The following is a 13,126-nucleotide window of genomic DNA, read 5'->3' as shown; positions in this document are numbered from 1 at the left end:
CTCAGATACCCCGCTCCACGGATGCACACCCCGCATAACGGCGCGACGCTCAGTCCGTCACTACCAACTCAATGAACCTTCAAACAACGGCATTGCGTTCTCGCTCGGAGGTGGCGAGCGATCGAAAGCAGTCGGCCCGGTCGCCGAGAACGGCCTGGGCGCGGGCGAGGCGAAGACGGAACAGCGCCCGAGCAGTGGGGCGGTGGGTGTGGGCACCGCGTCACGGCAAGACGCCCGGTGGCGTGGCGCGAGAGGGGGACGGTATACGGGGCGTGCGGGCAGGCCCTGTCACCTCCGACTCGGCGGAACGTAGGATGACCTGGTCATCGCCGCGACGGGAGACAGGAAGCCGGTGCGAATCCGGCACGGTCCCGCCACTGTAACCGGGGAGTACACCCCCTCGACATGCCACTGCGTGAACCGCGCGGGAAGGCAGGGGGAGCGTCGATCCGGGAGTCAGGACACTGGTCCGTCGCGGGCCCGTTCCGAGGAGCGCGGACTCCCCAGGAGGCTCTACGTGTACGACGGCATGCCCCGTCCCCTTTCGTTCCCCCCTGCCCGCAGGCGCCGGTCCCTGCGCGCCGCGGCCGTCGCCCTGGCGGCGGCTCTGCTGGCCGCCGGCTGCGGTTCGTCCGACGGCACCGTCCAGGACCCGAAGACCACGGCGTCGTCGGCCGGGGGCTTCCCCGTCACCATCGACAACTGCGGTGTGAAGACCACGTACGACAAGCCGCCGTCCCGGGTGGTCACCATCCACCAGCACCCGGCGGAACTCATGCTCGCCCTCGGTCTGAAGGACCGTATGGTCGGCACCGCCTTCCCCGACTCCGCCGTCCTGCCTGAACTGGAGAAGGACTACGAGTCCCTCCCTGAACTGGCGAAGAAGGAACCGTCCTTCGAGACCGTCCTGGACGCCGAACCCGACCTCGTCTACGGCGGCTACGGCAGCGCGTTCGCCGAGAACGAGGGCCGTTCCCGCAAGGCTTTCGCCGACGCCGGCATCGACACCCATCTCAACCGCGAGTACTGCGGCAAGAAGCGGGTGACGATGCGGGACACCTACGACGAGATCCGCACCATCGGCCGGATCTTCGGCGTCCCCGACCGGGCCGACAGGCTGGTCACCGACCTCAAGGGTCGCGTCGGCAAGGCCGCCACCACCGTCGAGGGCGCGCCCGAACCGTCCGTCTTCGTGTACGACAGCGGCGACAAGACCGCCTTCACCGCGGGCGGCAGGAGCCTGGGCACCGAACTGATCAGGCTGGCCGGCGGCAAGAACGTCTTCGCCGACCTCGACGACGTCTTCGGCGACGTCTCCTGGGAGCAGGTCGTCGCACGCAAGCCCGAGGTCATCGCCATCTACGACTACGCCGGTGCCGGCAGCGTCGAGCAGAAGAAGCGGTTCCTCCTCTCCCGGCCCGCCCTCGCCGACGTACCCGCCGTCAAGAACAAGAGGTTCGTCGTCCTGCCGCTGACCGCCACCCTGATCGGCATCCGCTCGGCCCACGCGGTCGACGACCTGGCCCGCGCACTGCACCCCGAGAGCTTCCGGTGACCCACACCGCCACCGGCACGTCCGCCGGGCGGCCGGTGCCACGGCAGAGGCCCGCCAGACCGGGGGCGGGCCGTACGACGTGGGCCGTCACGCTGCTCGTGCTCACCGTCCTGCTGATGGTGTCCGCCACGGCGGGCCTGGCGATCGGCTCCGTCCAGGTCCCGCCCGGCCAGGTGTGGGGCATAGTGACGCACGCACTGGGCGCCGACTGGCAGGATCCCGAATGGTCGCGGGCGCGGGAGACCATCGTGGTGGACGTGCGGGCGCCGCGCGTGCTGCTCGGTGCGGTGGCCGGTGCGGGACTGGCGGTGGTGGGCACCGCCCTGCAGGCCCTGGTGCGCAATCCGCTCGCCGAGCCGTACCTGCTGGGCGTCTCCTCGGGAGCGTCCCTCGGTGCGGTCTCGGTGATCGTGTTCGGGGTCACCGTGTTCGGGCCGGTGTCCCTGTCGGTGGCCGCTTTCGTGGGCGCCCTGGGCGCGTTGCTGCTCGTCTACGCCACCGCCCGCACCGGCGGACGCATCACCTCGGCGCGGCTCGTGCTGTCCGGTGTGGCGATCGCGGCGGTGCTCACCGCGGTGCTCGATCTGCTGCTGCTCACCACCGACAGCGGCAACGAGGCCCGTGCGGTGCTCGCCTGGACCCTCGGCGGGCTCGGCGGGGTCGACTGGGGCACGCTGTGGCTGCCGAGCGCGGCCCTGCTGCTCGGCATCGGCGTCCTCATGGTGCAGGCCCGCAACCTGAACCTGCTCCTGGCCGGCGAGGAGGCGGCCACCACGATGGGGCTGGATGTGGCCCGGTTCCGCGCCCGCTTGTTCGTCCTGCTCTCCCTGGTGACCGGCGTACTGGTCGCGGCGACCGGACCGATCGGCTTCGTCGGCCTGATGATGCCCCACATCGTGCGCCTGTTCGTCGGCGGCGACCACCGCCGGGTGCTGCCCACGGCGGCACTCGGCGGGGCGGTCTTCCTCATCTGGGCCGACATCGCCGCGCGGACGATCGCCGCTCCGATGGAGATCCCCGTCGGCGTACTCACGGCCCTGTGCGGCGGGCCGTTCTTCCTGTGGCTGCTGCGCCGGGACGCCCGCCGCAGTACCGGCCGAGGAGCGGCATGACCGCCACCGAACTCTCCGTCGACGGCGTCACGCTCACCGCCGGAGCACGCCACCTGGTGCACGACGTCTCCCTGACCGCCCGCCCGGGCGAGACCATCGGGCTCGTGGGCCCCAACGGCAGCGGCAAGTCCAGCCTCCTGCGCGCCGTCTACCGCGTCCTGCGCCCCGACACCGGCCAAGTGCTCGTCGACGGAGGCGACGCCTGGGCGCTGCCGGTGCGGCAACTGGCCCGCATCGTGGCGGCGGTGGCACAGGAGTCGGCAGCCGACTTCGACCTCGCCGTCCGCGAGGTCGTCGCGATGGGCCGTACCCCGCACAAACGGCTGCTGGCCGGCGACACCCCTGAGGACGCCGAACTCGTCGACTCCGCGCTCGTGGCAGTCGACGCCGTCCATCTGGCCGACCGCCCGTTCGACCGGCTCTCCGGCGGCGAACGCCAGCGGGTGCTCATCGCCCGCGCCCTCGCCCAGCAACCCACCCTGCTCGTCCTCGACGAACCCACCAACCACCTCGACATCCGGCACCAACTGGACGTGCTCGGCACCCTGCGCCGACTGCCCGCCACCGTACTGCTCGCCCTGCACGACCTGAACCTGGCCGCCTACTACTGCGACCGTCTCTACGTCCTGCGCGACGGCGAAGTGACCGCCTGCGGCCCGCCCGCCGACGTCCTCACCCCCCGGCTGCTGGCGGAGGTGTACGGGGTGGCAGCGGAAGTCGCCCCCCACCCGCGCACGGGCGCCCCGCAGGTGACGTTCCTCCCCGAAGAGCCACACATGTGAAGGGCTCCTGCCTGCACGCTGCGGGAGCCCTTGGTGGTGTCGCATGCCGAGTTCGCGACCGTACGCGCAGCCGCCCCGGGCCGTGCGGGCTTCAGCCGGACGCGGTACCGGGCCCGTGGGTCCGCAGTTGCGGGTCCGTCACCCCGCCAGGGCATGCCATCCGCTCGATCTCCCAGCCGGCACGCCTGGCGCCGGCCCGGTACGCGCTTTCGTAGAAGGCGAGTACGCCGGCGCGCGGGTCGTCCTCGGTACGGACCTCGTCGTACCGCAGCACGGCCAGGTGGCTGTCGCCGCGGTCAAGCCAGCGTGCCGCCGCGGGCCGGAGCGGCTCCTCCGCCAGGTGCGCGGGCTCCGGAGCGGTGTAGGAGTAGAACGCGGGCTCGGGGAAGGTGTCGTCCCCGAACCAGAAACCGAAGCTGATCACCTCCCGGGAGTACGCCTCCCGGGTGACCGGGTCGATCTGCTCGGGCTGCTCGATGCGACGATCGGAGAACCGGGTGTGCGCGATGTCGAAGGTGTGCCAGAAGTGGTGCACCGGGCTGACCTTCCCCGAATACCCTGCGGCGAACTCCTCCAGTACGGAAGCCACTTGGCTGAGAACCCGCCAGTAGCGGTTGGCCTGCGCGGGATCGTAGGTCGAGTGCTCGGTGTCCTCGGCGAACGGCCGGCCGGAATCGGGGAGGTCGAAGGGTCTGGGTACGGCGAGCTGCACCCGGACGCCCAGCGAGGCCAGCGAGTCCATGACCGTGTTGTAGAAGGACGCCACGGACTGACCGATGAGTGGGAGGGAGATCTCCCGCCCGTCCAGAGTCGAAACAACCAGTTGATGCGCGACGAAGTCGAAGTCCATCGTGAAGATCGGACGACCGTCGGCCTGTCCCGTCGGACGAGTGGTGGTGCCACGCCCCGTGAGGTGCAACGGGACATTCCACCAGTGATTACGTTGAGCGCCGGCAGCGAGACGGATCTTCCCGACAATCTGCGCGAAGCGATGGAGAGTCTCTTTGGTGTCACGCCACTCGTCGAGCGGGATCGGCGGAAACAGCTCCATTGTCATCCCTTTCCCTCCCGCCCCACGCTCCTGATGGCCGGACGAGGCCTGGATGACCATGATGACCACGCACGACAGGTGCGGCACCTCGTCGAACCCGGAAGGCCTATCGGCGTGCGCTGCGCGAACACAGGTAGCGGACAACCGCCGCCCTGAAGCCCGGCCGGCGACCACCGGGGCTCAGGTGTTTCGGCAGGTCAACGGAGCTTTCCTCGCGGTTTCAGTAGCACCGGCGGCAGCCCGGGGGCGGGCAGCGGGGCCCCGTCGCACCCCTTCACCTCGCCGAACCCTGAGCCTTGATCTGTCAGCATCGGTCGTCCGGGGTCAGCAATCCACGTCTTCTGGTGCGTCGGTTCGTGGGATGAGGTCGTTCTTCAAGGACTGACGTGAGCATCTGCGGTCGAGGTGCCCGCACCCGTACAAGGTCCGTCACCGGTCGGTGGCGGGGAAGCAGGTGGAGGAGACTCGGAAGGCGGCCGTCGGGCGTTTGGCGGAGGTCCACAACGCCAGGAAGACGGCGCCGCACGGTCAGGTCAAGCGGTCCGCTCTCGAAGTCCTCCGGGCTTGACCCGAGGGTCCGCGCCATGTCAGGAACATCCGTTTTTCGGTCGGACGGCAGGTCTCCCGACGTTCATGCCGACATGGCCTGGCCACCGCCGTCGGCATCCTCTGCGCAGGCTGCGGCCAGGCCGTCCAGCGACAGGTCCAGCGCGTGGGCCAGGGCCGCCACGGTGAAGAAGGCCGGGGTCGGGGCCCGGCCGGTCTCGATCTTGCGAAGTGTCTCCGCGGACACCCCGGCCGCCGCTGCCACGGCCACCATGCTGCGGTCACCGCGGGCCTCGCGGAGCAGGGCCCCGAACCGTTCTCCACGTTGCCGCTCTTGCGGGCTCAAAGGAGCTCTCACCATACCCGTGATACTAATACCGGTATAACTATTGGGTAGCGTCGCATCGCAGGAAGTCACGACACATGGTGGAGATCAAGACCGACACGGCACTGGAGACGATGCGTGAAGCCGGACGCGTCGCGGCCGAGGCCCTCGCAGCCGCCCGCCGAGCGGCAGCCGTGGAGGTCCGCCTGCACGAGCCCGACGAAGCCGCCCGCACCGTCCTGGCCAAGGCCGGGGCGCGCTCTCCGTTCCTGGGCCATCAGCCCTCCTTCGCCCCCACCCCCTTCCCAGGGGTAATCTGCGCCTCCGTCAACGACGCCCTCGTGCACGGCATCCCCGACGACTACCGCTTGCGCGACGGCGACCTGGCCAGCATCGACTGCGGAGCCGAACTCGACGGGAGGAATTGACATCACCGGTGCGTCAACCGTGACGATCTCAGTGTTGTTCTTGACACGCCGGGCGATGCAAAGCTGAAGCCCCGCCCGCCCCGGCGATTTGGCATGCAGTGAGAGGCGGTCTCCATGGACGCCTTCAGGACGAGGAGCGGTTTGGTCCAAGGCTTTAGGACCTCTGCCGACGTCGTCGCCGCCCTTGGCATCCCCTACGCCGCCCCGCCGTTCGGCACCAACCGGTTCCGGCAACCTCTCCCGGCGCAGGCATGGACAGGGGTGCGGGACTGTACGGACTTCGGTCCAGTCGCCCCGCGGTCGGCACAACTGTCCGGTGCACCCGTGTGGTCTCCTGACGACGAGGACATCCTCACCGTCAACATCTGGACTCCGGCTCCCAATGGTGGCCGCCTGCCTGTCCTGGTCTGGATCCACGGCGGTGTCTACACCTTCGGATCCTCAGCCCAACCCGACTTCGACGGCATTGTGCCGGCAAGCGCCGGTCTGGTCGTGGTCACCCTCGACTACCGGCTCGGCTCCGAGGGCTTCGGCCACGTCCCGGCCGGCGAATTCCCCGCCCACCCGGACAATCGGGGCCTGCTCGACCAGGTCACGGCTCTGCGCTGGGTGCGTGAGAACATCGCCGCCTTCGGTGGCGATCCCGGCAACGTCACGGTTGCCGGCCAATCCTCCGGAGCCGCTTCCGTCGCCTGCCTGATGTGATGGACCGCGCCCGAGGTCTGTTCCATCGTGCCATCGCTCACAGCGCAGCCGGCCTTTGCCACCCGCTCGAGATCGCTGCGGCAACCACTCGCGAGGTCGCTGCGGCGGCGGGCTGCCCCGCCACGCCCGAAGGCCTCAGCTCCGCGACTCCGCAGGCCCTGGTCATCGCCTCCGACCAGGTGGTCGACGACTACCGGCGTGACCCCGCCTCCGGATCCCGCCATTACGACCCCTCGCTCTACGCTCCGGTCCTTGACGGCGATGTTCTGCCCACCGACCCCCTCACAGGAATGGCCGCCGGTGCGACCCGGGAGGTGGACCTGCTGGTCTGCCACACCACGGAGGAATACTGGCTGCTCGACGCCGCCGGCAGCAGCGCGAAGATCACCACCGATGAACAGCTCGCTCTCTTCACGAAAGACTTCGGCCTCCCCGACGGCCTGCCGGCCGGCTATCGCGCTGCGATGCCCGATGCCCCGGCGCTCGACGTCCACCTCGCCATCTTCGGTGATCTGCTGTTCGGCGAGTACAGCAACCGGCTCGCCGAGCTTCACGCCCAAGCCGGCGGCCGGACATTCCTGTCGCGTTTCGATCGGCGGCGCACCGGTCCGCACGGGATCGTACGGGCCTGGCACTGTCCGGACCTCCCCTTCGCCTTCGGCAACCTGGAAAACGCCTGCCTGGCCTTCCTCATCGGCGGCGCGCCCACCCCCGCAGACCATGGACTGGCACGCCGCGTGGTGCGCGCTTGGGCCGATTTCGCTGCCACCGGAAACCCGGGCTGGCCGTCGGTCGACAACTCCACCGTCCAGGCCAAAATCTGGAATACCGACGACGACGCCAATGACGGCGAACCCGCTGCTGTCCGTGTTCTTCGGGCCGAAACCGACTTCCCACTCCTGTGCCCGTGAACAGGCGAACTTCACCTCGCCGAGTTCGTCGGCCATGTCACCGCCGTCGACCCCGAACCCGGCATGCTCGACTTTTCCAACTGAGGAAGTCCACCAGAACTGCACTCATTTTCGCAGGTCGGTTGCGCCCCAAACCCCTCCCGGTCAGCAAACTGTCAGCCTGGTGATCCTGCAGGCGAAGAACACGTCGGGCTATCAGGAGACGGTGACCGAGAAGCCGCATTCCCGTAACACCTCTGAGGTTCCCGCCGGCAAGGCCCGGCCGACCGTGCACCACGGCGCCGCCACCAGCAGGTTTACCGACCAGGCCACTTCTACGGCCCAAGCCGCGCTCGACGAATCGCTCTGCGCTGTGCGGCCGTGGTGGCACCCCAGATCCCGTCGTCCTCGCCATGATCGATGGCCCATGATCGGCAGGCAAGAAGGACCGAGCAGCGACGGCATATGGTCCGGGCGAGGTAAGCCTCGTCTCCGGGCGACGCGGAGTCGGACAGAGGGAAGAAAATCTCAGGATCCTCGCCTATGCACGAAGCCTGATCGCGCCAGTCCGGCGCCATGTGATCTTCGGGGAATGAGCCAGACACGGCACACCTCTACGCAGTGTTCAACAACACCTTTGGCGCTTTGCAGCACCAAAGACCCGGCAGAGGTTGCGGACCAGCATACAACTCGCGGCAGGTCTTCTCCAGACTTCACGCCTGGAGAAGCACCACCCCGCGCGCACGAACGCGTCATCCGGATCGGATGTGAAGCCTTACCTTGCCTGCCCCTGAGCCGCGGCATCACCTTCCAGCGCACCAAGATCTGGAAGGAGTCCCCCGAACGCGACGCCAGACTCGACCGCATCGATCAGGCATCGAAACGCCCCTGCCTTCAGGTTCGTTGGCCCGTGGGGTGGGGTCGTTCTTCAAGGAGTGTGAGCCTCCGCAGTCGCGGTGGTCGAAGTGCCCTCACGCGTACAAGATTCGTTACCGGTCGGCGGCCGGGAAGCAGGTGGAAAACTTCAGGTTCGCGTCCCAGGAGGCGTCCCTTGGACATTTGACGGAGGTCTACAACGCCAGGAAGACGGCGCCGCGTGATCCACCTCGGACGTTCTCGCACCACCACATCACCCAGAGGGCTGCCGATTAATAACTTTTCTGTTTACTGGTCGGGGGAGGGTGGTGGGGTGCAGCGGCGAGGACGTGTCAGGCTCTGATGGAACCGGGACCCGCCGTATCAACGAAGTCCCAGCCTCCACGGCCCGTCTCTCCCATCGACCCGAACGATCCGGATGACCACCCCACGGACAGGGGAAAGCCAAGTCGACACCCCCGTGGCCCGGGTAGGCACCGGCCCAAAGATGGCAAATGAATCGATTTTACTTCGTATGGGCTAATCGAGAATATTTCATGCGTGCCACTCCCACGGACAGGGCATCCATGGCCCGTCCAGCCGAATAGGTGCCTGATCCACAGGTCAGATCCACTACCTGGAGTTATGCATGGAACCAAAATCCACCACACGGGACTGCGCATTCGACTTTGCCGAGGCCCTTGAATTCGATCCGACGCTCAAGCAGCTCCTGGACGGAGAAACCATCAGCCGTATCCGGCTGCCCTACGGAGAGGGTGAAGCCTGGCTCGTCACCCGCTACGAGGATGTGCGCACGGTGACGACGGACCGTCGTTTCAGCCGCAAGGCGATCATCGGCCGGAACTTCCCGCGCATGACTCCTGAGCCGATCGTCCAGGACGAGGCGATCAATGTCATGGATGCACCGGCCAGCAGCCGGCTGCGCAGTCTGGTCTCCAAGGGCTTTGCTCCCCGTCACATGGAGCACATGGAGAGGCGGGTCCAGCATGTCGTGGACGAGTTGCTGGACCGGATGACGGAACACGGTTCACCTGCCGACCTGATGGAGCATCTGGCGGGCCCCCTGCCGCTGACCACCATCTGCGAGGTCCTCGACATCCCCGAAGCCGATCGCTCGCAACTGCGCGCTCATGCGCGGACCATGATGGACACCGGCCTCGACAACCGGGACAACGCGGTGAAGGCCAAGGCGGAACTCCGCTCCTACTTCGCCACGCTGACGGCCCAGCGACGCAAGGACCCCGGCGACGACCTGATCAGCACGCTGGCCACCGCCCGTGACGGTGACGAAATCCTCAATGACCAGGAACTGGCCGTCATGGCCATGGTTCTGCTCATCACCGGGCAGGACACCACCACCTACGAAATCGGGAACATCGTCTACACGCTGCTCTCCCGGCCAGAAGAACTTGCCATGCTGCGCTCCCGCCCTGAACTGTTTCCGCAGGCCATCGAGGAACTGCTGCGGTTCATCCCCTTTCGAAAAGGCGTGGGCATTCCCCGGGTGGCCCTCGAAGACGTGGAACTGGGCGGCGTGACGATCCGGCAAGGAGACATCGTGCACGTCTCCTACCTGACGGCCAACCGGGACGAACGGAAATTCGACCGGCCTGACAGGCTGGATCTGGAACGCACCACTCCCCCGCACATGACGTTCGGCTGGGGTGGGCACCACTGCCTCGGTGCCCCCCTCGCCTCCGCCGAGATCCGGATGGCCGTCGGGTCACTTCTGAAGCGCTTCCCCGGCCTGAAGCTGGCCAAGCCCGCCGATGAGGTGCGCTGGAACACCACGTCGATCTGGCGGTTTCCGCTCGCCCTGCCGGTCGCCTGGTGACTGCGGCTCGCGCCGGGGCCGACGGCTCCTGCCAGTCGGTGCCCGGCAGGAGCCGTTGCGGTCGCCTTCCCCGGACGCAGGTCGGCACGGGGCGGCCGGTCGGGCCGGGAGCCGGAGGGACGGACTTCAGACCCCGGCTTCGGAACCCGAAACCCAGGTTCCCAGCGACATCTCGGCGGTGATGCCCGGACCGAAGCCGGCCATCAGACCTCGGTGTCCGTCGAGAGCCGATGCCTCGTCGAACATGCGCGACAAGGCGTCGAGGACCACCGCGCTCGCGATGTTGCCGTACTCCGTGAGCGTGGCGCGGCTGAAGCGAAATGCCTCGGACGGCACGTCGAGGAAGTAGCTCAGGTCGTCCAGGATGCGCGGACCGCCGGCGTGGATGACGTAGAAGTCCATCTTGCTCGCGTTCCACTGGTGCTCGTCCGCGAGGGCGCACAGCACCGGAGCGAGTGGCTCCATGGTCCCGGGCACACGCTTGTCGAGCTGGAAGTGGAAACCCGTGGAACGAACCGCATAGGAGATCCAGTCCTCCGTGTCCGGGATGAGATACGAGCCGTTGCGTTCCAGTTGCATCCCCGTGCCGCCGCTCCCCCGAACCACGGCGGCAGCAATGCCGTCACCGAAGAGGCCGTTGGACAGCAGCGATCCCACGTCCAGGTCGGTGGGTTGGTAGCACAGCGAGCAGAACTCGCAGGCGATGATGAGCGCGTTGGCATCGGGGTAAGCCTGGCAGAAGTCGTGGGCCCGGTTGACCGCGGCGCCTCCCGCAGCACACCCGAGCTGGGCGATCGGCAGCTGCCTCGTCTCCTGGCGGAAACCCATCTTGTTGATGAGCCACGACGTCATCGGCGGCATCATGAAGCCGGTGCAGGAGACATAGACGATCAAGTCGATCTGCTGAGGTTCCAGTTCGGCCTGATCGAGCGCCTGGCGTACCACCGCGGGTACACGCGCCTTGGACTGCGCATCGTAGACGGCGCTGCGGGCATCGAACCCAGGGTGTCGCAGCACCTTGTCGATCGGCTGTATCAGATGTCGTTTCTGCACCCCCGTGTTCTCGATCAGGCGGAGGGCCAGGTTGATCTGCGGATGGTCGCCGTGCAACCTCCGGGCCAACTCGAGGGTTTCCTCATTGGTGATGACGTACTCGGGGACCGCGATCGCTGGTTTGCACAAAACCGCCATAGACTTCCTCCTAGTGGAGAATGGTCACACCATGCGGCCCTGGCCAGAGCCGAGAGACAGATCTGCCGAATGGAAACCGCTGCACCATCACAACACGCCATTCCGCATGTAACGACCACACGCGGGATTCATTGATCCGACGTCAATTTCCTGGGAGTGACCGCGGGTAGGCCTGTCACCTGCTTCGTTTTCGTCGCTTAGGCAGAACTTTCCTCCACAGCGCGATTGGCCACCGGATTCACATTACGGCGGCCGTGAGTGAGTCGCATGTCGAACAGAGCGCCGTGAAGGTACACCACGGATCGCACACATAATTGCCTGGTTTTCCTGCCACAACCCGTCGGTTCCCGCAACTTCGGCGCCAATGAGCCTCTTCCAACCTCAGGTTGAGGCGTGGTGAAGGACGACGACGGCCTTGACGATGCCGGTGATCCGGTTGGTGCTGCAGCGGAGCTTCCGCAGGAGTCGTTAGCCCTTGAGGGTCGCCATGGACTGTTCGCCGAGGCAGCGGATCTTCGCGTGAGTGCTGTTGTGCCGTCGTTTCCAGCGCTTGAGCTTGCGCCCACGGAAGGGCATCCGGATGTGACGCCCGGCACCTTGGTACGCCTTGGTACGCCTTGGTACGCCTTGTCCGCCCAGCACTTCAGGCCCGCGTCTTCGAGCGCGTCGATGATGCCGTGGGTGCGGGCGGCGGTCAGATCGTGGGGGGAACCCGGCAGTGCGGGCGAGGCCCACAGCAGCCGGCCGAAGGGATCGGTCAGGACCTGGACGTTCATGCCGTGGCGTTTATGTTTCCCCGAGTAGTACGGGGTGTCGGCGGCGATCCGGTCGATCGGCAGCAGCGTGCCGTCCAGGATTCACGAACGCTTTCGTGCGGATGCTGTTCATGGCCTCGGCCAGTGGCGGGGCGAGGGGCGCGAGGACATCGATGGCCTCGCGTATGTAGCGGTAGACGGTCGCGATACCGATCCGGAACCCTGCGGCGAGCTGAGCGTTGGGGGTGCCCCCGGCCGGAGGCTGGGGGAGTGTCCCCGCACCGCAGATGGGCCAGGGCGAGCAGGGCCTGGCGGCCCGCCGGGAGTCGCCGCCGGCGGGTGCCGATCTCGCGGCGCCGGGCGCGAAGATGCCCGGTCAGGTAGCGCAGGGTGCGGCTGGACAGATCGATCGATTGGGGTCTCCCCTGCTCTGGGGGCACCTCCCAGCGGTAGCCGGGGGAGAAGCTGAGAGCTTGGGGAAGGGTAGACAAGCACGCGAAGCTCCTGGCGGACACGGGTGATCTTGGTCGAGAACCCGTCCACCAGGAGCTTCGCTACGCTGTACAGCCGACCGACTGGACCTCAAGAACATCAGGTTGGAAGAGGCTCAGTTCCAGAACATAGCGAGTCCTGTACGCATTTTCGCTGATCAGCACCGTCCCGGCCCCCTGCTGGTCAGTAACCCGTCAGCATCGGTCGTCGGGGGCCAGCAGTCCATGCCTTCTGGTGCGTTGGTTCGTGGGATGGGGTCGTTCTTCAAGGGCCGTGGGCATCCACGGTCGCGGTGGTCGAGGTGCCCGCACCCGTCCAGGGCCCGGTTCCGGTCGGCGGCGGGGAAACAGGTGGAGGAGTCCGGGTTCGCCACCCAGGAGGCGGCCGCCGCGCGTTTGACGGAGGTCTATAACGCGAGGAAGACCGCGCTGCACGGTCAGGCCGGGAGGGGGAACGGATCGCCAGGTACGGGGCGATGCGGTTCGAGGAGTACGCCCGTGAGTGGAAGGCCGGCAGCGGGATCCGGGCCGATGTCGGCGGCGCTTCTGGACCTCCTGCCGCCAATCCCTCTGCTGCCGCTGCTG

8 protein-coding genes, 4 pseudogenes and 1 riboswitch are annotated in these 13,126 nt (G+C 67.4%); of the genes and pseudogenes, 7 read left to right on the top strand and 5 right to left on the bottom strand.

Annotated elements, in window-relative coordinates:
- The first annotated feature begins 341 nt into the window (after positions 1 to 341).
- Positions 342 to 467: riboswitch (cobalamin riboswitch) on the top strand.
- A 50-nt stretch (positions 468 to 517) separates the two neighbouring features.
- From ACFYQA_RS38290 to ACFYQA_RS38280, 3 genes are read left to right on the top strand one after another with little or no spacing between them, the layout of a single operon-like run.
- Entirely contained in the window at positions 518 to 1,555 is a 1,038-nt protein-coding gene (locus ACFYQA_RS38290) for an ABC transporter substrate-binding protein (protein WP_388928261.1), read from the top strand.
- A complete protein-coding gene (locus ACFYQA_RS38285; RefSeq protein WP_388928258.1) occupies positions 1,552 to 2,667 on the top strand; it encodes a FecCD family ABC transporter permease in 1,116 nt (371 codons plus the stop codon). Before ACFYQA_RS38290 ends, ACFYQA_RS38285 begins: the two co-directional genes overlap by 4 nt.
- On the top strand, positions 2,664 to 3,449 hold the full coding sequence (locus ACFYQA_RS38280) for an ABC transporter ATP-binding protein (protein ID WP_388928255.1): 786 nt from the start codon (positions 2,664 to 2,666) through the stop codon (positions 3,447 to 3,449). Before ACFYQA_RS38285 ends, ACFYQA_RS38280 begins: the two co-directional genes overlap by 4 nt.
- 91 nt (positions 3,450 to 3,540) lie before the next feature.
- On the opposite strand, the gene ACFYQA_RS38275 is transcribed toward ACFYQA_RS38280, so the two are convergent.
- Together ACFYQA_RS38275 and ACFYQA_RS38270 are read right to left on the bottom strand one after the other, a co-directional pair.
- Positions 3,541 to 4,500: a DUF5996 family protein gene (locus tag ACFYQA_RS38275; protein WP_388928267.1), complete on the bottom strand. Its 960-nt coding sequence runs from the start codon at positions 4,498 to 4,500 to the stop codon at positions 3,541 to 3,543.
- A 631-nt stretch (positions 4,501 to 5,131) separates the two neighbouring features.
- Entirely contained in the window at positions 5,132 to 5,407 is a 276-nt protein-coding gene (locus ACFYQA_RS38270; protein ID WP_388928252.1) for a helix-turn-helix domain-containing protein, read from the bottom strand.
- Positions 5,408 to 5,469: 62 nt separating this feature from the next.
- On the opposite strand from ACFYQA_RS38270, the pseudogene ACFYQA_RS38265 reads away from it, so the two are divergent.
- Both ACFYQA_RS38265 and ACFYQA_RS38260 read left to right on the top strand, forming a co-directional pair.
- Positions 5,470 to 5,790: pseudogene (locus ACFYQA_RS38265) on the top strand (M24 family metallopeptidase); the annotation flags it as partial.
- Positions 5,791 to 5,913: 123 nt separating this feature from the next.
- Positions 5,914 to 7,415 (top strand): annotated as a pseudogene (locus ACFYQA_RS38260) (carboxylesterase/lipase family protein).
- Between the two features lie 314 nt (positions 7,416 to 7,729).
- On the opposite strand, the gene ACFYQA_RS38255 reads toward ACFYQA_RS38260, so the two are convergent.
- On the bottom strand, positions 7,730 to 7,972 hold the full coding sequence (locus ACFYQA_RS38255) for a WhiB family transcriptional regulator (protein WP_388928264.1): 243 nt from the start codon (positions 7,970 to 7,972) through the stop codon (positions 7,730 to 7,732).
- A 158-nt stretch (positions 7,973 to 8,130) separates the two neighbouring features.
- Here ACFYQA_RS38255 and ACFYQA_RS38250 point away from each other — a divergent pair.
- A pseudogene (locus tag ACFYQA_RS38250) lies at positions 8,131 to 8,280 on the top strand (IS630 family transposase); the annotation flags it as partial.
- 618 nt (positions 8,281 to 8,898) lie between these two features.
- A complete protein-coding gene (locus tag ACFYQA_RS38245; RefSeq protein WP_388928249.1) occupies positions 8,899 to 10,104 on the top strand; it encodes a cytochrome P450 in 1,206 nt (401 codons plus the stop codon).
- Positions 10,105 to 10,230: 126 nt separating this feature from the next.
- On the opposite strand, the gene ACFYQA_RS38240 is transcribed toward ACFYQA_RS38245, so the two are convergent.
- A complete protein-coding gene (locus tag ACFYQA_RS38240) occupies positions 10,231 to 11,295 on the bottom strand; it encodes a type III polyketide synthase (RefSeq protein ID WP_388928246.1) in 1,065 nt (354 codons plus the stop codon).
- 381 nt (positions 11,296 to 11,676) lie between these two features.
- A pseudogene (locus ACFYQA_RS38235) lies at positions 11,677 to 12,490 on the bottom strand (transposase family protein).
- Between the last annotated feature and the right edge of the window lie 636 nt (positions 12,491 to 13,126).

Origin of the sequence: Streptomyces sp. NPDC005774 (assembly GCF_042871645.1) — a bacterium.
Lineage (GTDB): Bacteria > Actinomycetota > Actinomycetes > Streptomycetales > Streptomycetaceae > Streptomyces > Streptomyces pratens.
This window is presented reverse-complemented; position numbering and strand designations above follow the sequence as displayed.